Source organism: Faecalispora anaeroviscerum (assembly GCF_947568225.1).
GTDB classification, from domain to species: domain Bacteria; phylum Bacillota; class Clostridia; order Oscillospirales; family Acutalibacteraceae; genus Faecalispora; species Faecalispora anaeroviscerum.
Genome location: NZ_CANOOQ010000001.1, coordinates 2,182,829 through 2,202,800, shown reverse-complemented (window position 1 = coordinate 2,202,800; position 19,972 = coordinate 2,182,829). Strand labels below are relative to the sequence as shown.

17 protein-coding genes, 1 tRNA gene and 1 riboswitch are annotated in these 19,972 nt (G+C 53.4%); of the genes, 7 read left to right on the top strand and 11 right to left on the bottom strand.

What is annotated here, in order from left to right; genetic code table 11:
• Positions 1–3 precede the first annotated feature (3 nt).
• The 3 genes from mreD to QOS46_RS10885 all read right to left on the bottom strand — a co-directional run bounded on the left by mreD (position 4) and on the right by QOS46_RS10885 (position 2,596).
• On the bottom strand, positions 4–525 hold the full coding sequence (gene mreD, locus QOS46_RS10895) for a rod shape-determining protein MreD (RefSeq protein WP_283609667.1): 522 nt from the start codon (positions 523–525) through the stop codon (positions 4–6).
• Positions 522–1,454: a rod shape-determining protein MreC gene (gene mreC, locus QOS46_RS10890; RefSeq protein ID WP_283610819.1), complete on the bottom strand. Its 933-nt coding sequence runs from the start codon at positions 1,452–1,454 to the stop codon at positions 522–524. The genes mreD and mreC overlap by 4 nt, the downstream gene beginning before the upstream one ends.
• A gap of 128 nt (positions 1,455–1,582) precedes the next feature.
• On the bottom strand, positions 1,583–2,596 hold the full coding sequence (locus QOS46_RS10885) for a rod shape-determining protein (RefSeq protein WP_283609665.1): 1,014 nt from the start codon (positions 2,594–2,596) through the stop codon (positions 1,583–1,585).
• 483 nt (positions 2,597–3,079) lie between these two features.
• On the opposite strand from QOS46_RS10885, the gene QOS46_RS10880 reads away from it, so the two are divergent.
• Both QOS46_RS10880 and QOS46_RS10875 read left to right on the top strand, forming a co-directional pair.
• Positions 3,080–3,913, top strand: a complete 834-nt coding sequence (locus QOS46_RS10880; RefSeq protein ID WP_283609664.1) for a MerR family transcriptional regulator — start codon at positions 3,080–3,082, stop codon at positions 3,911–3,913.
• Positions 3,914–4,037: 124 nt separating this feature from the next.
• A complete protein-coding gene (locus QOS46_RS10875) occupies positions 4,038–5,069 on the top strand; it encodes an NAD(P)H-dependent amine dehydrogenase family protein (protein WP_283609662.1) in 1,032 nt (343 codons plus the stop codon).
• Between the two features lie 158 nt (positions 5,070–5,227).
• Here QOS46_RS10875 and QOS46_RS10870 read toward each other — a convergent pair whose 3' ends face one another.
• The 7 genes from QOS46_RS10870 to QOS46_RS10840 form a co-directional block, all read right to left on the bottom strand.
• The gene (locus tag QOS46_RS10870) at positions 5,228–5,935 is read right to left on the bottom strand and encodes an alpha/beta hydrolase (protein WP_283609661.1); all 708 of its coding nucleotides are present in this window, start codon (positions 5,933–5,935) and stop codon (positions 5,228–5,230) included.
• Positions 5,936–6,005: 70 nt separating this feature from the next.
• Positions 6,006–6,203 carry a DUF4177 domain-containing protein gene (locus tag QOS46_RS10865; RefSeq protein ID WP_283609660.1) on the bottom strand — a complete coding sequence of 66 codons (198 nt, stop codon included), beginning with the start codon at positions 6,201–6,203 and terminating at the stop codon, positions 6,006–6,008.
• A gap of 160 nt (positions 6,204–6,363) precedes the next feature.
• Positions 6,364–7,761 carry an alanine/glycine:cation symporter family protein gene (locus tag QOS46_RS10860; protein WP_283609658.1) on the bottom strand — a complete coding sequence of 466 codons (1,398 nt, stop codon included), beginning with the start codon at positions 7,759–7,761 and terminating at the stop codon, positions 6,364–6,366.
• 147 nt (positions 7,762–7,908) lie between these two features.
• A riboswitch (glycine riboswitch) is annotated at positions 7,909–8,004 on the bottom strand.
• A 393-nt stretch (positions 8,005–8,397) separates the two neighbouring features.
• Positions 8,398–9,075: a CPBP family intramembrane glutamic endopeptidase gene (locus tag QOS46_RS10855; RefSeq protein ID WP_283609656.1), complete on the bottom strand. Its 678-nt coding sequence runs from the start codon at positions 9,073–9,075 to the stop codon at positions 8,398–8,400.
• Between the two features lie 118 nt (positions 9,076–9,193).
• Positions 9,194–9,270 (bottom strand) — tRNA-Arg (locus tag QOS46_RS10850).
• A gap of 117 nt (positions 9,271–9,387) precedes the next feature.
• Positions 9,388–11,232, bottom strand: coding sequence for a glycoside hydrolase family 13 protein (locus tag QOS46_RS10845; RefSeq protein ID WP_283609654.1), 1,845 nt, complete (start codon positions 11,230–11,232; stop codon positions 9,388–9,390).
• A 39-nt stretch (positions 11,233–11,271) separates the two neighbouring features.
• Positions 11,272–13,719 carry a glycogen/starch/alpha-glucan phosphorylase gene (locus QOS46_RS10840; RefSeq protein WP_283609652.1) on the bottom strand — a complete coding sequence of 816 codons (2,448 nt, stop codon included), beginning with the start codon at positions 13,717–13,719 and terminating at the stop codon, positions 11,272–11,274.
• A 399-nt stretch (positions 13,720–14,118) separates the two neighbouring features.
• Here QOS46_RS10840 and zapA point away from each other — a divergent pair, with 399 nt between their 5' ends.
• The 5 genes from zapA to QOS46_RS10815 all read left to right on the top strand — a co-directional run bounded on the left by zapA (position 14,119) and on the right by QOS46_RS10815 (position 17,896).
• The gene (gene zapA, locus QOS46_RS10835; RefSeq protein ID WP_283609651.1) at positions 14,119–14,745 is read left to right on the top strand and encodes a cell division protein ZapA; all 627 of its coding nucleotides are present in this window, start codon (positions 14,119–14,121) and stop codon (positions 14,743–14,745) included.
• Between the two features lie 41 nt (positions 14,746–14,786).
• Entirely contained in the window at positions 14,787–14,972 is a 186-nt protein-coding gene (locus QOS46_RS10830) for a histidine kinase (RefSeq protein ID WP_283609649.1), read from the top strand.
• Positions 14,973–15,046: 74 nt separating this feature from the next.
• Entirely contained in the window at positions 15,047–17,137 is a 2,091-nt protein-coding gene (locus tag QOS46_RS10825; protein WP_283609647.1) for a peptidase U32 family protein, read from the top strand.
• Between the two features lie 24 nt (positions 17,138–17,161).
• On the top strand, positions 17,162–17,605 hold the full coding sequence (gene dut, locus QOS46_RS10820; protein ID WP_283609645.1) for a dUTP diphosphatase: 444 nt from the start codon (positions 17,162–17,164) through the stop codon (positions 17,603–17,605).
• A 24-nt stretch (positions 17,606–17,629) separates the two neighbouring features.
• Complete coding sequence (locus QOS46_RS10815; RefSeq protein ID WP_020074531.1) at positions 17,630–17,896, top strand: DUF4321 domain-containing protein; 267 nt, start codon at positions 17,630–17,632, stop codon at positions 17,894–17,896.
• Positions 17,897–18,502: 606 nt separating this feature from the next.
• On the opposite strand, the gene QOS46_RS10810 is transcribed toward QOS46_RS10815, so the two are convergent.
• Complete coding sequence (locus QOS46_RS10810) at positions 18,503–18,718, bottom strand: hypothetical protein (RefSeq protein ID WP_283609643.1); 216 nt, start codon at positions 18,716–18,718, stop codon at positions 18,503–18,505.
• Positions 18,719–19,972: the final 1,254 nt, after the last annotated feature.

Below are 19,972 nucleotides of genomic sequence, written 5' to 3'. Positions count from 1 at the left end.
CTGTCAGCCGGCGCTTTCCCGGATATTCAGTGCAAAGGCCCGGTTAAAGGCATAAATCAAAGGCACCGGAAGCAGCGTGTAAACAATGCGGGGAAGAAAATGGCTGATGAGCGCAAAGCCGGGATATTCGTACCCCGAAAACACATAGTAAAACAGCCACTGCAAAAGCAGAATCAGAACAATAACGGCGGCGGAAAGCAGAAGATCTGTCAGCAGATTGGCCCGCAGCAGATGAACCGCCATTAGCCCGGCGCAGTAGCACAAAACAGAAAGCAGCAGCGTGTGGAACCCCAGCGCCGCGCCGCCGCTCATGCCAAAATCGAGCAGAACGCCGCAGAAAAGGCCAAAACCCATGGCTGCGGATTCGCTCTCAAATACAGCGATGGAAACGGCCACAGGCAGTAGCAAAACGGGGCGTGCGCCAAAAACAGGCGGAATCAGCCCCGGTGTTTCATTGAGCAGATAGATCACAACGATTTCGATGGTATAGGCAAAGTAGCGCAGAAGCTTTTTCTTGTCGGTCATTTGGACGCCCCCGAGCCGGATGCCGTGCTGCCGGAAGAGGTGGTTGTGCCGGAAGAGGCCGTTCCGCCGGACGGAGTGCCGGAGGGCTCGGGCAGCGAGCTGAGCGCCTCTCCCTTGCCGAGAAAGCCGGTAATAATGAACACGTCACGCACGGTTTTCGGGTCAACAAACGGCTTGATCACTGCCATATAAGAAACGCTGTAATCCTCCGGCCCGACCGAAATCACCTTGCCCACCGGCAGGTTTTTGGGGTAGATGCCGCCAAGGCCGCTGGTGACGATGATGTCGTCCTTCTGCACCTTGGTTTCGGAGGAAAGATACCCCAGCTTGGCATAACCCTGCTCATACAGCTTAATGTTGCTGCTGACCACGCCGCTTTCACGGTTCACGCGGTCAAGCGCCGCCATATTGGTATCAGGAGAGAAAATGGTGGTCACCTGGCAGAACGTGGAGCTGACGCTCGATACCCAGCCCACCACGCCGCTTTCGGTAATCACAGGGCTGCCTGCGGTTACGCCCGCTAAGGTGCCCTTGTCTACAGTAAAGCTGCCGAACACATCGTTCGGGTCACGCCCTACCACGGAGCCCGAAACAAAGGTAAAATCCTTATTTTCGTTTTTCAGCTCCAAAAACGTGCGGTACTGCTCGTTTTCCTGCTTGACCTGGTAGTAGTCAATCAGCTTGGTGCGCAGGGCGTCCACTTCTTTTTTCAGCTCTTGGTTCTCGCTTTCCAGATCACCGGCAGAGCGGCCTACGCTGACTGCCGCGTTGTTGGAAATGACGGTAGAAACCTTCTGCATCGGGGTAAATATGTGCCCCAGAAGAGAAGAAAAAACGGAGCCTCCTTCGGCCCCGGCCGAGTAGATCATAATGCCCAGAACAACAAAGACAATGCCCAGCAGGGCTTTAAAGCCCCGGCTGTGAAACACATCTCTCAAAACGTCACCTCCATCGGCGTAGACGTCGGGAGCGCCACATGGCGGAATCCCCCGTTTTCAGCGGAAAAAGCGGAGAGCCACCAAAGAACCCTCCGCGAAAGCACTATTGCAGGCAAGACTTATCTCTTCCGCGCCTTGTAGTATTCCGACGGCATGGTAACCTCCAGCCGCTTTCCGGTTCCGTCCACTACGCAGTCGAGCGGGCTGTCCGCCACATGTACCGGCATGTTGGTCTCCTGCGTAATCAGCAGATCCAGGCCGCGCAGCAGCGCGCCGCCGCCGGTGAGCATGATGCCGTGGTCGATAATATCTGCCGAAAGCTCGGGCGGAGTTTTCTCCAGCGTGCTCTTTACGGCATCCACAATCAGCGAGAGCGGGTCTGCCAGAGCCTCGCGCACCTCGTCGGCGTGGATTGTTACGTTCTTCGGCAGACCGTCGAGCAGGTTGCGGCCCTTAATAACAACAGAAGCATCTCTGGTTTCTTCGGTGGGGTAAGCAGAGCCGATGGAAATCTTGATTTCCTCGGCGGTGCGCTCACCGATCAGAAGATTGTACTTTTTCTTTACGTAGGAAATAATCGACTCGTCGAATTTGTCGCCCGCTACGCGAACGGAGCAGGAGGTTACGATGTCGCCGAGCGAAATCACGGCCACCTCGGTGGTACCGCCGCCCAAATCAACCACCATGCTGCCGGTGGGTTCGGCTACGGGCAGACCCGCGCCGATCGCCGCTGCCATGGGCTCCTCGATCAGCTCCACCTGGCTCGCGCCGGCCTGGCGCGCGGCGTCCTCCACTGCGCGGCGCTCCACCTCGGTAACACCGGAGGGAATGCACACCACAATGTGGGGCTTGCTGAACATATTCGATTTGGTTGCTTTTTTGATAAAATGCTTAAGCATTGTCGCGGTGATGTCGAAGTCGGCGATGACGCCATCCTTCAGCGGACGAACCGCCACAATGGAACCCGGGGTGCGGCCGATCATATCCTTGGCCTGTGTGCCGACGGCCAAAACCGTGTCGGAGCGAATGTCAACCGCCACAACCGACGGCTCGCGCATCACGATTCCCTTTCCTTTCATGAACACCAAAGTATTGGCTGTCCCTAAATCGATTCCAATATCCTTTGAAAACATGGATGTTCCCCTTTCATTCCCGCCCGTTTTATATTAATCAAAAATTACATTGATAGAGTTTTTTGTTAATTCCTGAAAAAGGGCGCAAAAACCCATTTAGTCCGAATATCCCTATTATAACCGCTGTACTGCTATTTCTCAACAGGAATCCGAAATAATCACAAAAAATTCATTTTTTCAGAGAAGAATAATCTTTTGTTTTAAAGAAGAACGGGCACGGGGTCTCTCCAAAGCATTCAGTTCGCGAAAAAACGGACGGCCCGCAAAATCAAGGGCGCAAAAAACCGCGAAACGGCAGAAAACATTATTGCAGGTGTAATGTTTCTTCCGTTTCTTTGACCCGTATGCTTAGGCTGAAAAAAGCGTATTTCTGCCGGGCAGACCTGCCTTTTGCCGGAGCTTCGGAGTTTTTACAAGAAAAGCGCGCCGCCCCCCTCAGCCTTATGATATAATAACCTTATTATATCATAAGGAGGCACCGGAATGGAACGGCTGACAATCGGGCAAATGGCCAAACTGAATCATATCACCGAGCAAACACTTCGCTTTTATGACAAAATCGGGCTTCTCACGCCCGACACAGTAGACGCGCAGACCGGGTATCGCTATTACAGCGTCAGCCAGATTGCGTATCTGGACATGATCCAGTACATGAAATCCCTTGGAATGAAGCTGCGCGATATTCAAAAGCAGCTCGAGCTGCGGGACCCCACGCTGATCAAAAGTATTCTGTGGGAACGGGAGCATCGCATCGATTCGGAAATCCGCCTGCTGCGGCAGCAGAAGCGGGCGATTGAGCGGACGCTGCAAAGCTATCAGCATTACGAAACCGCTCCGCCGGATGGCACGATTGTGCTGGAATACCTGCCCGAACGTTGGATCTACTGTATTGACGCGGGTGTGAACTTTTATGATTACGGGATCGAGGCTTATGAGGAAATGCTGCGCAAGCTGAAAGAGAGCCTGATTACCGACCATTTGCCTCAGATTTATTTCTGCAACGCGGGTACGATTTTGCTGCAAAAGGAGCTGGAGCAGCGCCGGTTTTATTCCAGTCGGATTTTTGTGCTGGTGGATCGCGAATTTGTGGCGGATCAGCTGACGGTTTCCGTTCCGGCAAGCACTTATCTGTGCATCTATTGCAATGAATTTGAAAAAGAAAAGGAGTACATTCACCGCCTGCTGGACAAAATAGAGAGCGAGGGCTATAAAATCGCCGGGGATTATATCTGTGAGGTGATTGCCGAGTTTCCGCTCTTAGACAGAAAAAAGAGAGGAATGTTCCTAAGATTGCAAATTCCGATTAAATTTAATTGATTTTCTATAAATTTATGTTGACATTATCCATACAATAGCCCTTATGATAAAACCAGAACCTGAAAATCGGCAAGAAGTCTTTGCCGAAAACAATAAATACGGAGATCAGAAAGGGGCGTTTTTTATGTTTCAGCAGAAAATCCGTGTGGTGCAGTATGGTTGCGGAAAAATGTCGAAGTATACCCTGCGTTATCTGTATGAAAGTGGAGCGGAGATTGTGGGCGCGATCGACGTGAACCCGGCTGTGGTGGGAATGGACGTTGGCGATTGGGCCGGCCTTGGCACGCAGCTCGGTGTGAAAATTCGCAGCGACGCCGACGCGGTGCTGGACGAATGCGACGCGGACATCGCGGTTGTGACCCTGTTTAGCTTTATGGGAGATGTAATGCCGCATTTCGAGCGCTTGGTCAGTCGCGGTATCAATGTCATCACCACGTGCGAAGAAGCAATCTATCCTTGGACGACGGCATCGGCCATTACCAACAAGCTGGATAAGCTGGCGAAGGAACATAACTGCACGATTGCCGGATCGGGCATGCAGGACATTTTCTGGATCAATATGATCGGCTGTGTTGCGGGCGGCGTTCACCGCATAGACCGCATTGAGGGTGCCGTCAGCTACGACGTAGAGGATTACGGCCTGGCGCTGGCAAAGGCGCACGGCGTAGGCCTGACCCCGGAGGAGTTTGAAAAGCAGCTGGCGCACCCGGAAACGCTGGAGCCGTCGTATGTATGGAACTCCAATGAGGGGCTTTGCTCCAAGATGGGCTGGACGATCAAATCCCAGAGCCAGCAGTGCGTACCATATTTCCATGATTCCGACCTCTACTCCAAAACTTTGGGGGAAACCATCCCAAAGGGCAACTGCATCGGCATGAGCGCCGTGGTAACGACGGAAACCTTCCAGGGCCCCGTGATCGTAACCCAGTGCATCGGCAAGGTGTACGGCCCGGATGACGGCGATATGTGCGACTGGAAAATCATCGGTGAGCCAGATACGACCTTCTATGTAAGCAAGCCCGCAACGGTGGAGCATACCTGCGCGACCATCGTAAACAGGATTCCCAAGGTAATCAAGGCCCCAGCTGGGTATTATACCGTTGAGAAGATGGATAGTGTGGAATATTTGTCTTACCCCATGCAGCTGTATGTGTAAGTAAAGCTCGGCGGGGAAACAGAATAAGAAAGCGCGCCCCGGTAAACCTGCGAAGGGTTTCACTGGGGCGTGCTTTTCTTTTGTTTCAAGATATAAGGGGCGTTTTTGGGAAAGCGTTCCTACGCTGCCGCAACAGCATTCTGCCGGCAAGCCTATCATCAATGCAGATTCTGCCTCAGCCAAGCGGCAAAGGCGGAAAGCTGTTCCGGTGTGTGAAAAAAGTGTTCCCCATTGTTTAACACGTCTAGCCGACAACCGAATCGCTGGGTAAACGCATTAATGGTATCGCGCTCGCACAGGGTGTCGTTCGCGCCATACAAAATCGAGGTTTCACATCCCCAATGCTCGATGGGATTCTCCTTGACATAGCAGTAATAATCCCAGTACAGGGTCTGGCCGATCGGCGTCTGAACTTGGCCGAGATCCTTCAGCTTTTCTTCGGACACCTCAAACCAGGTCATCATATTCTCAATGATGCGCTGCATATCCACCACGGGGGAAAGGAACAACGCCTGTTTAAGCGGCTCCGTTTGATATTCCAGCAAGCTAAAATAGGCGCCCATGCTGCATGCGAACAGGTTAATCTGACTCCAGCGGCTTTTAGCGTAGTCCATCACTTTGCGCAAATCTCGCACGCAAAACTGCACCTTGCAGGGAGTACCCTCACCAGTTCTCTCCCCATGTTCCGGCAGATCAAAGCTGATCACCTGAACGCCGCGGAGCGCGGCTTCCTCGGCGAGCAACTGGATGACCGTGTCTTCCTTGTGCGAAAGGTTCCCATGAACGGCGAGAAAAACCCGTTCCGCCGGCTCTCCCCAAACAATGGAAGGGATGTGCTCTATCTGTAATTTTTGTGTTTTTATCATTTGTATTTTTCTCAGATCCTTTCTGCGATAACGTGCAAAAACCGCATGCTATGGTAGGTCACAAAAAGAATTACGGAATTTTGCGTTTAAATGTGGAGATAATCCAGCGGGTACTCCCGTAGCTTTGATTCGCTGAAACAGAACTCACTAGTTCCCACCCCTGGGCGCCAAACTCGTTTAACTTCCTCTGAAATTCGTTTTCGTCAACCTTTCCACCCAAGAAGCCCTTGGCATCCGTAAACAGTGTTTTGTATTCAAATCGATCCATGACTTTTTACACCTTTCGTTTCATCAGATTATTAATCGCATGTTACCATAAAACAAAAAAGAAGTCGATTCTCTTAGAACCGACTTCTTTGGAATCCAGCGAAACGGAGCAGCTTTCGCCACTGTTTTTTTCAGACGCTTCCTTAATGGCTCAGGCAATTTTAATCCTGATCTGAATCGGAAGAATACACTTCTCCTGCTTCCCAGCTCTTGGTTAGCTTGGCGACGACCCCTCCAAGGAGCAGCAGCGACAGAATATTCGGAATCACCATCAACCCGTTAAATAAATCTGCCAGGCTCCACACCAGGTCAACCTTCAGTGCACAACCGACGCCTACAAAAACGGAAACCAGTACCGCGTACACGGAAACAGCTTTTTTCCCGAAAAGGTATTTTACGTTGGCAAGGCCGAAAAAGTACCAGCCCATAATTGTTGCAAAGGCGAAGAAAAAGACGCAGACCGCGATAATCACATATCCAAAGTGGCCAAACACTTGGGAATAAGCGGCCTGAGTCAGCTCGATACCGGTAACGAAGTTCCCCTTTGTATCGGTGGAGCCCAATACCCCCGAGGTTAAAATAGCCAGAACGGTCAGGGGCAGCAAAACGATTGTATCGATAAAAACACCCATCATGGCAACAAGACCCTGCTCGCAGGGGTTTTTAACGCGTGCCAGAGCATGCGCGTGCGGGGTTGACCCCATGCCGGCCTCATGCGTAAATAATCCACGTGCAATGCCGAACCGGATTGCCTGCTGTACGCTTACGCCCAGGACGCCGCCTAAAATCGCCTGGGGATAGAATGCGCCGACAAAAATATCATAAAAAGCGGGGATGATGTTCTGGAAGTTCACAAAGATCACGACCAGAGAAGCTACGGTGAAGAAAACCGCCATAAAGGGAACGACCTTTTCCGCAACAGCAACAATACGCTTTACGCCGCCCAGGAAAACCGACAGAGAAATCAGCGCCAGTCCGACTCCCACCATTTCGGAAGGAATGCCAAAAGCCGCTTCCATAGCCCCGCCGACAGAGTTCGCCTGTACCATATTGCCCATAAAACCGAGAGCAAAGATGATCAAAACAGCAAACACAGCAGCAACCACCTTCCCTGCCGGGCCCTTGATAGCCGCACGGATGTAATAGGCAGGCCCACCGACCAGCGTTCCGTTTACTGTTGCTTTATAGCGTTGGGCAAGAGTGGCTTCCGCATAAATGGTAGCCATGCCTAAAATAGCGCTGACCCACATCCAGAACACCGCACCGGGGCCGCCGGAAACCATTGCGGTAGCAACACCCGCCAAATTCCCAGTTCCAATTTGAGCCGACACAGAGGTAATCAGAGACTGAAAGGAGGTCATGCCCTCTTTCTCGCTCGCTCTCTTGCCGCTGAAAGTAATCGAGCCAAAGGTTGACCGAAAGCTTTGCTTAAATTTTCGAAATTGTATGCCTTTGGTCAGGATCGTAAAGTAAACACCGGCTCCGCAGAGAAGAATAATTAAAAATACATTCCATAATACTCCGTTAATACTGCTGACTAAATGAGAAAACAACTCCATAAATAAGTACCCCTCCAGAATTGAAACAAAAGCCGCCAAGGAGACTGTGATGATTGCCGCATCCGACCTTTTTAGACAAATAAAAAAGCCAAACCATACATTGATGGTTTGACTCCGGGTACACACAAAAAGGCCCAAAAATTCTGGGCACAAATCTCTGTCCTTTTGCCTGAGAGATTAGCTCGAATGATTCGAGCCTTACACCTTCGGCACCCAAAAATGGGATTCTCCAGAGTTACATCCATTCATAGTCCTCACCTGAATTATCAGGCACCTGAGAGTGTTACTCCTTCGGCAGGCTGCGGCCATTTTCCTACGAACTTCTCTTGTTTCAGTAAATATATTTAATTGATATTATAATAACATATGGATAAATTAAAGTCAAATAAAGCTTGTGCTACCGTCTTTTGCGTTTTTTACAGCAGTTCATTTCTTCCTTATTATCTTGGAAAAATGATTCCTTTCCCAGTCTGTATCCGTGGGCTTCTCCCCCAAAGAGGGAGCGCTCTGATGATAAGGAAACAAAAAAACAGAGCAAACATTACGTTTGCTCTGTTTTGGCGCGCCACGTTGTATTAAGATATCATTGGATTTTATTGTTGAGATTTGAACTGTCATCACTAGTGAGTTTGCTCATTAGCCTATGTAAAAGAGAAAAGCCGGAAGCAAATATGCCGATAAAATGTCATAAAACCCATGAGCTATCATAAGCGGAACAATGCTCTTGTTTTTGGATTTGTATAAGTATAGGCATAAAAAAAGCGTATTTACAGTAATGTTAAAAAATTCTCCAAATATAAATCGTACTGGTGGCCAGTGAAATGCGTAGAATGCGAGGCAGTTGACCAGAATAACAACAGCTTTCCATTTGCATAGCTCTTGTGTTTTTTGTAATATAAATCCTCTGAATATTAATTCTTCTACAAAACCCACGCACAAGAAACAATACAGTGACATAATGATTATGTTGCCCCAATCAGGCTTCACAGCAAAGGCAGTATAATCCATTTTCATTAAAAGAAGTGGTATTTGCTGCACGATGAACATACACAATCCAAGTATTAAACCTTTGGGTATGTCAATAAAAAGAGGCTTTTTTATTCCAACATACGCAACGGTCTTTTTTTCCACTTTAGTTACATAGACAATAATTGCTGAAGCAGATGCAAAATAGGCCATAATGCCAACCCAAAGTCCGTCGGTTTTCAAAATGCTGGCGATTCCACTGAAAACAGAGTTAAATACCAACATCAGAAAAAAACAAATAATGATTTCTATTAATAGAATCCCTTTATTCACTTTTGTTGAACCCATACAGTCTCCTTCATATCATTGTTTTAGATTATATCAATAAACTTTATTAAATAATATGATATCATAAAAAAACAGAAAAGTCATTTGTGAGTTCAAATCCTCACAAATGACTTTTCTTTGGCGCGCCCGAAGGGATTCGAACCCCTGACCTTCTGATTCGTAGTCAGACACTCTATCCAGCTGAGCTACGAGCGCAAATTGCTGCTGCATGTCCTAAGACCGAACAGCTTTATTATTATATGCAAAGTGGGCGGAAAAGTCAAGTGATTCTAAAAAATAATTTTCTGTAATATGCCGATGGCCCGCCGCCTGTTACAGCAGCAGAGCCGAAAATCCAATGGACGGGAGCGTCAGCATGCCGCTCGAAGGCGATTCTCCGAGCAGGCAGGCGGCCTTCTCCCAACCTGCGGGCAAGGGGATTTGTTCTGCCGCGCTGCCGGAATTGATCGCGACCAGCAGGCGTTGCGTTTTCCCCTGGCGAATATAACAAAGGCAGCGGCGGAACGCACCTACCGGTACCATCGGGGAATCCTCCAGCGCGGCTCGGGCCGTCTGTCGCAGCTTTGCCAGCAAGCGGTACCACTCTGTCAGCGACGTGTCCTCATGCCCCCACGGGAAGCAGCTGCGGTTGAACGGATCGCGGTAGCCCTCCATTCCGGCTTCGTCGCCGTAATAGACGCACGGAACGCCGGGTAGGGTATACTGCATCAGCGAAGCGGCCCGCAGCCGCCGCAGGGCAATCTCACGCTGCGGTGCGCTCAGGCGCTGCCGGCTCTGCCATTCGCGGCTTCGCCCGTTCAGGGCTTCGCCGCCCAGAACGGTGAGAACGCGTTCGGTATCGTGCGTGCCAAGGTGGTTCATCAGGCATCGCAGTACCTGCGGTGGGTAGTTTTCCTGCACCGTCAGCAGGATTTCCATTGCGTCCTGAGCGCGCATACCGGTTAAAAAGCCCAGCACCGCATTGCGGAAGGGGTAGTTCATCACGCTGTCAAGCTGGCGGCCCTGAAAATAGCGGCGGCGCTGCCCGTAGGCCATCTTATTCGAGGCGTCTTCCCACACCTCACCCAGAATCAGGGCGTCGGATTTCTCCGCCTTGGCCGATTGAGAGATCAGGTCGAGCAGCGGATCGGAAAGCTCATCCGCTACGTCCAGCCGCCAGCCCGCCGCCCCCAGGCGCAGCCATTTGCGCACGATGCCGTCCTTGCCGCACAGGTACTGCCGGTAGCTTTCGCAGCACTCGTTAATGCAAGGCAGAGTGAGAAAACCCCACCAGCAGTCGTATTTGTCGGGCCACGACTGAAATTCATACCAGCCGTAATAAGGAGACTCCTTTGATTGGTATGCGCCGGGCCCAGGGTAGCGCTCTTCGCGGTTAAAATAGACGCTGTCGCTGCCGGTGTGGTTGAATACCCCATCCAAAAGAACGCGGATGCCAAGCTGTTCCGCTGCGCGGCACAGCTCTGCAAACTCCTCCTCCGTGCCCAGCAGCGGGTCAACGCGGCTGTAATCTGCCGTATCGTACCGGTGGTTGGAGTGAGATTCTAAAATCGGGTTCAAATAGAGGCAGGTGACGCCCAAAGACTGCAGATATGGCAGCTTCTGAGTAATGCCCTTTAAATCGCCGCCGAAAAAATCGCGGTTTGTGATCTCGCCGGTTTCGTCGGGGCGCCACTCCGGCTCCTCTCCCCATTCGGCGTGCATTTTGCGGCCGGAAGGGATGCTCTCCTTCGTTTCACCGGAGGAATAAAAGCGGTCGGGAAAAATCTGGTACAAAATTCCTCCGGAGAGCCACCGGGGCGTTTCGAACCCCGGCTCGTATACGGTGAGTTGCCATTTGCTCGCGCCGGACAGTTCCCCCCGGCCGCCGAACGCACGGTTCAGGCCGAGCATGCCCCGGGTCGTCTGCAACGAAAAAGAGTAAAAATACAGTCCGCTGCGCGGCGGGATAAAATCGCATTCCCACCACTCCTGGTCGTCCCCGTTCATTCCGCACCAGAACATTTCCCAGTTGAAATGCTCGCCGCCGTCCTCCTGCATGCTCAGTATGGCGGCGGTGCAGCCCAGGCTGCGGGGAAGCGTGATTTTAAAATGAATGCCCTGCCCTGCGGGGGTAGCCCCCACCGGATTTTTATACACAGGGTTTCTGGAATCAAACATACTCTAAGAAGCTCCTTCTTGCCGTTTTTCGGCGGAGCGTTATTGCTCCGTCTTTTCCGCGTGTTCCTGTCCCGCCTCGGGCACCGGCTCTGCATTCCAAATCTCCGTGGCATACTCATGGATGGCTCGGTCAGCGGAAAAGCGCCCCGCGTGGGCGGTATTGATGAGCGCAATGCGGTACCACTGGTCGGGGTCTTGGTACAGCTGCTGCGAAAGGCGGCGCGCGCGGGAATAGTCGTCAAAGTCCGCCAGTACCATGTAGGGGTCAGAGTTTTTCAGCGAATCCGCGATGGAGCGGAAGCTGACGCCGCCGAAGCCGCTGCCCATTTCGTCCAGCGCCTGGCGCAGAATGGGGTGGTTTTGGTAGATTCCCGCGGGGTAATACCCGTCCTTTTTCAACTGTTGCACCTGCGGAGTGGTCATGCCGAACAGCAGGATGTTTTCATCGCCCACAGCGTTGTGAATCTCCACGTTTGCACCGTCGAGCGTTCCGAGCGTCACCGCGCCGTTGATCATAAATTTCATGTTGCTGGTGCCCGAAGCTTCGGTGCCGGCGAGCGAAATCTGCTCGCTGATGTCTGCCGATGGGATGAGCAGCTCGGCGAGCGTTACGCGGTAATCCTCCAGATAGACGATCTTCATTTTCTGATTCACGCGTGGGTCGTTGTTAATGGTGTTGCCCAGATCTACAATAAATTGGATGATCTGCTTTGCCATATAGTAGCCCGGCGCGGCCTTCGCGCCGAAGAAATACGTTCTGGGGGTAAAGTCGGCATTCGGGTTGTCGCGCAGCCACTGGTAGGTGGTAAGGATTTCGAGCGCGTTCAAGTGCTGGCGCTTGTATTCGTGCAGGCGCTTGACCTGAACGTCAAAAATGGAGTCGGGGTCAATCTCTATGCCATTGCTTTTCAGCACATAAGCCGCAATGCGCTCCTTGTTGCCGCGGCGAATTTTCGCCATGCGCTCCAGCACGGCTTTATCGTTCTGGAATTTGAGAAGGCGGTCAAGCCGGGCGGCATTGTGGATGTACTCCTCCCCGATCAGCTCGGTGAGCAGAGCGGCGTATGCGGGGTTCGACTGATTCAGCCAGCGGCGGTAGGCGATGCCGTTTGTTACGTTGCGGAATTTTTCCGGCATTTCGGAGTAGAAATCTTGGAATACGGTCTGCTTCAAAATATCGCTGTGCAGCTGCGACACGCCATTGATGGAGTGCGTGCTGACCACTGCCAGGTTTGCCATTTTTACATAACCGTCGTTGAGCGGAGCCATGCGCCCCACCTTGTAACCGTCTACGCCTTTATTGTGCATTTCGGCACAGAAGCGGCGGTTAATTTCCTCCACGATCTGGTAGATGCGCGGCAGGCGGCGGCGGAACAGATCCACGCCCCAGCACTCGAGCGCCTCGGCCATCACGGTGTGATTTGTATACGCCATCGTGCGGTGAACAATGCTCCAGGCCTGATTCCACCCGTAGCCGCACTCGTCGAGCATCACGCGCATCATTTCGGGGATGGCCAGCACCGGATGTGTGTCGTTCAGGTGAATTGCAATCTTTTCCGGAAGGTTGTCAAGCGTGCGATTCACAGACAGATGCCGGCGGATGATGTCCTGAATGGTGGCGGAAACCAGAAAATACTGCTGTGTCAGGCGCAGGCTCTTGCCCTCGGGGTGGTTGTCTTCGGGGTACAGTACCTTCGTGATGACCTCGGCCATCGCGTTTTGCTCCATGGCGCGCAGGTAATCGCCGCCGTTGAAGAGCTTCATGTCGAAGTCTGCTTCGGCAGAGGTGGCGGCCCACACGCGCAGGCGGCTCACGCCCCGGCCATCCATGCCGGCCACGTACAGGTCATACGGTACCGCCAGCACCTTTGTGTAGTTTTTGTGGCGTACAATGTGGTACTGGTTGTTCCACGATTCCTCAATCGTTCCGTCAAAATGCACCTCAACCGCACGGTCCGGTACCGGCTGGAACCATACGCTCCCGCCCGGCAGCCAGAAATCCGGCAGCTCGGTCTGCCAGCCCTCCACCAGCTTTTGGCGGAAGATGCCATATTCGTACCGCAGCGAATAGCCCATCGCCGGGTAGCCAAGCGTGGCCAGCGCGTCGAGAAAACAGGCCGCAAGACGCCCCAGACCACCATTGCCAAGGCCCGCGTCCGGTTCCTGCTCGTAAACGCTGTCCAAATTCACATTCATGCCGGAAAGCGCCTGGCGGAACGAATCCTCCAGCCCGAGGTTAAAGAGGTTATTTTTGAGCGAGCGGCCCAGAAGGAACTCCATACATAAATAGTAGATGGTTTTGGTGCCGGTTTTGTTCGCATCCTCGCGAAATTCCTTTCGGCCCTTTACCATCATATCGCGCACGACCAGGGCCACGGCCTTGTAGTACTGCTCATCGGTGGCGTCCTGCCATTCCACACTCATTTCATGGCTCAGCGTTTCTTTGACGCGCGCCTGAATTTCTTTTTTTGAAAGCGTATAATTCATCTGATCATATCCTCCAATTCTATTCCAAAAGAAAGCAACTTTTTTCCCTATCATATGCCAAATAAGATTTATGTTTATTGTATACCAAAAAGAGCCGAAATACAATTCCAATAAACTGACAGAATAAATAAGAAAAAAACGTAAATTTTGCCCGTATTCCCATCAAAACAAAGTAAGTCGCATTGATTTTGCGCTGGTTCCTTACCAGGAGAAAACGGGCGTAAATTTAGGCAAATTAAACAAAACCGGTTTTGAGTGGGGCGCCGTTTTTCCGCGCGCGTGCGAAAGAAAATCCGGCAAAACGCGACAGGCTCTTTCCTAATTGCTGAAAATGGCTTATAATAAAAGAGATTGTATGGAATGCCGGCCTGCTGCCAAGGCTGTGAAAGGATGGTCACCATGAATAAGATTAAGGTGCGTCTGAATATTTGCGGAACCGAGTGTACCCTTACCTCGGAGGATAACGAGACTTATGTGCTTGCACTTGGGGATGAAGTGGAAAAAAGCATTCAGAGCATTATGTCCAAAAACGACCGGGTTTCTTTAACCCTGGCCGCGATCATAACCGCTTTGTCGTTCTGCGACGAGTCGAAAAAAGCCGTGGCGGCGGCGGATAATCTGCGCTCGCAGATTAAGGATTACCTGGAGGATTCCTCCCGCAGCCGTTTGGAGGCCGATGAGGCCCGCCGTGAAATTGAGCGTATGAAGCAGGAGATTCAGACCCTGCGCGCCCGTCTTTCGGCAGGCGAAGCCGCCCAGAGCGCGGAGCGGGAGCTTGTGCGCCCCGCCCCCGCCGCACCGGTGCAGGAGAAACCCGAGCCTTTGCCGGAGCCGAAGCCTCTGGAAGAGCCGGAAGAGTTCGAGCTTTCTGCTGAAGAGCAGAGTTTGGAGGAAGCACGGCCCACCGCGCCCGCTGTGCCGAACGTGCATACCGGCCACTACTCCCGCCCGGCGTCCGCACAGGTGCCGGAGGAGCTGGACCGCAGCAGCTTTATGAGCTTTTTTGAAAAGAAGGAAACGGACTGAATACCGAATATACCCATGCGGAGGAAGAAAGGGACACTGTGATGAGCAACCGTGATTATGCCGTAGTTCTGGTGCTTGCGGCTGTCATGTTTCTGGTGGGCTATAATGTTCTGGGGACGCTTATAAAGGAGCCGTCTTCCACCTCTACGTACGGGACGATGATGGTTGTGGTGTTTGCTCTATACGTGATGTATTTGGGAAAAAAGAAAAAAAGGCCAAAGCGGTAGCGCCATTTTTCGGGAGCGGCGTTACCGCCGCTTTGCTGTTTATTTTATGCTGAATAAAGGTTGGGATACAAACCATGGAAATTTTATCTCCCGCTGGGTCACCGGATTCCCTGATTGCCGCGGTGCGCTCCGGCGCGGATGCGGTGTATTTGGGCGCCAGCGCGTTTTCTGCGCGGGCGGCTGCGAAAAATTTTGACGATGACGCCCTGCGGCAGGCAGTGGAATACTGCCATGTCCGGGGCGTTAAAGTCTATCTGGCGCTCAATACCCTGCTGCGCCAGGAGGAACTGCCAGCCGCGCTGGAGTTAGCGGAATACGCCTGCTCCCTCGCGGTGGATGCGCTGCTTGTGCAGGACCCGGGCTTGATTGCGCTGCTGCGGGAGCGCGCCCCGGAGCTAAGGCTGAATGCATCAACCCAGATGTCGATCACCAACCCGGCGGGCGCCAGGCTGATGGCGAAAAACGGGTTTACCCGGGTGGTTCTGGCGCGCGAGCTGTCTCTTGCGCAGATTCGCGAAATCAAAGACGGTACAAAGGACACGCCCATCGAGATTGAGAGCTTTGTGCATGGCGCTTTATGTATGTCGGTGTCGGGCCAGTGCTATTTCAGCTCGGTACTCGGCTCGCGCAGCGGCAACCGGGGCATGTGCGCCCAGCCCTGCCGCCTGCCCTTTTCCGTGCCCGGCGGCACGGGCAACGACCTGAGCCTGAAGGATCTTTCGATGATTACCCGTATTTCGGAGCTGGAGGCTGCGGGTTTGACCAGTGCGAAAATTGAGGGCCGCATGAAGCGCCCGGAATACGTTGCCGCGGCGACAGCCGCCTGCCGGTATTCCGCCGACGGTCAGCCGATTCCGCCGGAGCTGACGGAGAATCTTTCCGCCGTATTTTCCCGGTCGGGCTTTACGACGGGCTACCTCGACGGCAAGCTGGGGCGTGAGATGTTCGGCATCCGTTCCAAAGAGGATGTGACCGGAGCCACCAAGGATGTATTCGGGCAGCTGCATGCCCTGTATAAGGACGAGCTGCCGCGTGTTCCGGTGCAGTTGGAGCTGATGGTGCGGGCCGGGAAGCCGGTTTTGCTCTCCGTCACCGATGCAGACGGCCATCGCGCAGAGGCTTTGGGTGAGTGTCCCGAGCCGGCGGTTAACCGGCCGATCGACGAGGAGCGCTGCCGTGTGCAGCTGCAAAAGACCGGCGGCACCCCGTTTGCCGCGCAGAATATCCAGTGTGAAATCGAGCCGGGGCTTTCTCTGCCCCTCTCCATGTTAAACCGGCTGCGCCGCGAGGCGCTGGAGCAACTTATGGTTTTACGCGAGCGGCGTGAGCCTACTGTATTTACGCGCCTCCCCATTCCGGCTGGCGAGCCGCATCAGCCGGCAAAGCTGCCGCGTTTGCGCGCTTCCTTTCGGAGGGCGGAGGATGTGCCGGAGCTGGCACAGCAGTGCGAGCTGGTGTATCTACCGGTGTCCGTGCCGGAGAAACAGTTCGAACAACTGCTTGCCTGCGGTTTCCCAATGGCGGCGGCCTTGCCGCGCGGAATTTTCGGTTCGGAAAACCGGCTGAAGGAAAAACTGACTGCGCTCAAAGCAGTTGGAATTCGCGATGTGTGGGCCGGAACGCTCGGCGCGGTCGGTCTTGCGCTCGAAAGCGGGATGACGGTGCATGGCGGATTTTCACTGAACGCGATGAATACTCCGGCTTTGGATTGGCTGAAGAATCAGGGTCTGCGCGATACGGAGCTTTCATTTGAGCTGACGCTCGCACAGGCGGCGGCGCTCGGCGGCAATCTGCCGCGCGGGCTGGTGCTGTACGGTCGACAGCCGCTGATGCTGTGCCGCAACTGCCCCGGTAAAAACGGCACGCAGAGCTGTGCCGAGTGCGGCGGTAACGCCTGGCTGACAGACCGACGCGGCGTGCGGTTCCCCGTACAGTGCGACGGCGACGCGAGCGAGGTGCTGAACTCGGTTCCGCTGTATCTGGCGGACCGTATGCGCGAAGTTCGCGGGCAGGATTTCGGAGTTTTAAGATTCACTGTGGAAAACTCTGTGGAAATTGAGGAAATCTTTCGGAATTACCTCGGTTTGCGGGCTGTGGAAAATACAAAACGTGACAAAGATCAGCACCCTTTTACACGGGGGTTATATTATCGTGGGATTGAGTAGCAAAATCAGGCAGGAGGAACAACAATGGAACCCATTCGATTTCAAAAATTGCACCCGAATGCGGTGATTCCGCAGAGGGCCACCCCCGGCAGCGCAGGGATGGATCTTACGGCCTGCATGGAGGAGCCGGTGCTTCTGCCGCCGGGCGGCCGGGCGATGATCCCAACCGGGCTGGCGATGGCGTTGCCCACGGCGGAGTGGGTGGGGCTTGTATATGCCCGCAGCGGCTTGGCCGTGCGCCATGGCATTACCCTTTCGAACAGTGTCGGCGTCATCGACAGTGATTACCGGGGTGAAATCCGTGTTGGGCTTTGTAATCTGGGGCAGGAGCCTTATACCATCCAGCCCGGGGAGCGGATTGCCCAGTTGGTGATTTCGCCGGTGCTTCTGCCGCCGGTGCAGGAGGCAGAAGAGCTGGACAGCACCGAGCGCGGCGCCGGAGGATTCGGCTCCACCGGAAAACGGTAACGGATAGAAAAGAGGAGAACCACAATGAAACATAATTGGCTGAAAAATTTGTTTCTGGTTATTCTGCTTGTGCTGGCAGTGGTGCTGGGCAAGCTGCTCGGCACGGTAACGGCGAAGCTTCCGCTTCTCGCGTGGCTGGGCATGAGCGCCGATTTCGGTTTAAAGCCGGTCACGGTTGATCTGGCGGTGGTCAATTTTACATTCGGGCTGATGGTTAATATTAATGTAGCGCAGGCGCTGCTGCTCGCGGTGGCGATTCTCGCGTTCAGCGCGATCCGTCTGCGGGCCTGACGGGCAGATTTAGCCTGCCCCCTCATACCGGGGCATGTTGTTTTTCTCTCGTTTGAGCGAGAACAGATAGTTTGCCGTTTCCGTTCGGCGGCGCTATGCGCCGGAGCGTGATTTGTGGCGGTTTTCCCTGGTAAAGGGAGATTCTGCTGGCGCAGGGGTTGCCCCTCGTGCCGGGGCGGGCATTTACTTTCTTTACGAAAAGAAAGTAAACAAAGATTCGCCCAAGGCTCCGCCTTCGGAATCCGTTTTTGGGAACGGTTCCTGCTCCCATTAACAATAGCCGCCGGAAAGGCGCTCTATGGTAAGTGCGCACGCGCCTTGCTTTGTGGGAACAGGCAGTGTGCCGGTTTCATTCGGCGGCGCACCCTTACCGAGCGCTCTCGTTGGCACGGGGAGAGCGGCACTGCGTGCCGGTTCTTTTTTCTCTTGCTTTCGCGAGAGGGGCTGTTTTTTTATTGCGGTTCCCGCAAGGGAAGATTCTGCTGGCGCAGGGGTTGCCCCTCATGCCGGGGCGGGCATTTACTTTCTTTACGAAAAGAAAGTAAACAAAGATTCGCCCAAGGCTCCGCCTTCGGAATCCGTTTTTGGGAACGGTTCCTGCTCCCATTAACAATAGCCGCCGGAAAGGCGCTCTATGGAAAGTGCGCACGCGCCTTGCTTTGTGGGGATAGGCAGTGTGCCGCTTTCGTTCGGCGGCGCACCCTTACCGAGCGCTCTCGTTGGCTCGAAGTTTCTAGGCGGCTTCGCCGCGTTTTTTGCTGGAGCAAGATTTGCTCTGCAAATCGACAAATCAAAACTATGGTTGAACTTATAGTCAATCAAAGCTACCGTAAGGCTCCCCCTCTCCGAGCCAACGAGAGCGCTTTGAAAATGCCCGCCGACAGACGGGATTGCTTCGCTTGTTTCCCGATGAAGCTCGGAGAGTGGGCATTTTCAATGGAGCGCCTTCCCGAAGGTTTTCGTTTACGCAATAAGGGATTGTTCCCCAAACGGATTCCAAAGGTGTCCTTTGGCGAGCCTTTGCTTCCTTTCGCCTCGCCGCGAAAGGAAGTGCCCGCCCCGGCATGAGGGGCAAGCCTGCGCCAGCAGAATTCCACGGGGAAACCCCGGAGAAAAAAACAAATTCTTTTACATTGCATGTCTTGTTTTGTGAGAAAAAGTAGTTTGCTAATCGTGTTCAGAGGCGAAGCCGCACCTACAAACTGCGAGCCAACGAGAGCGCTTTGAAAATGCCCGCCGACAGACGGGACAGCAAGACTTATGTTCAGATGAAGCTCGGAGAGTGGGCATTTTCAATGGAGCGCCTTCCCGAGGGGTTTCGTTTACGCAATAAGGGATTGTTCCCCAAACGGATTCCAAAGGTGTCCTTTGGCGAGCCTTTGCTTCCTTTCGCCTCGCCGCGAAAGGAAGTGCCCGCCCCGGCATGAGGGGCAAGCCTGCGCCAGCAGAATCCCCACGGGTCCCCCCGGAGAAAAAATAAATTCTCTTAGGAGAAAAGCAAAGCCTCGCCCCGGCACGAGGGCAAGTTCTGCGAAAGCAGGCAGACTGAGCTTGCAAAAAAAACAGCGCCGCCCCTCAAAACGAGGGACAGCGCTTACGGCCTAAATGGCCGGCAGCCGCACACGGGCGATGCGTGCGGGAAAGGCTTTCTTACAGACAATAGCGCGGCGGAGCCGGGGCCACGGTGCCGGGGGCGGCCCGCGGTTTTAAAGGGACTGCAATATCATGTTGGGAATCTGCTTCCTGAATTCCTGGTCTATCCTATAAATATCCAGAAACCCGGCTCCGCTTTGCCTTTGTCTGTAAGGCAGCAAAAAAGCGCTGGTCACGGAATCCCTCATAAGGGGTGCTTCCATAACACAGCGCTACTATTTCAAGTGCAACTCACAATTCCCATTCGGGGCTTTCTCCCTCCCCTCTGTACAAAAGGGAGAAAATGGGTTATAATTGTGCTTGCAATTCGCAGCGAAAGCTGTTGTTATGGAGGGTGTTTCTCCGTAGCAGGGGACGGAGTGTTGCTGCACTCCGTTCCCGCTTTGCACTTAATTGTACCTTACGAGATAAATCATACCAGTT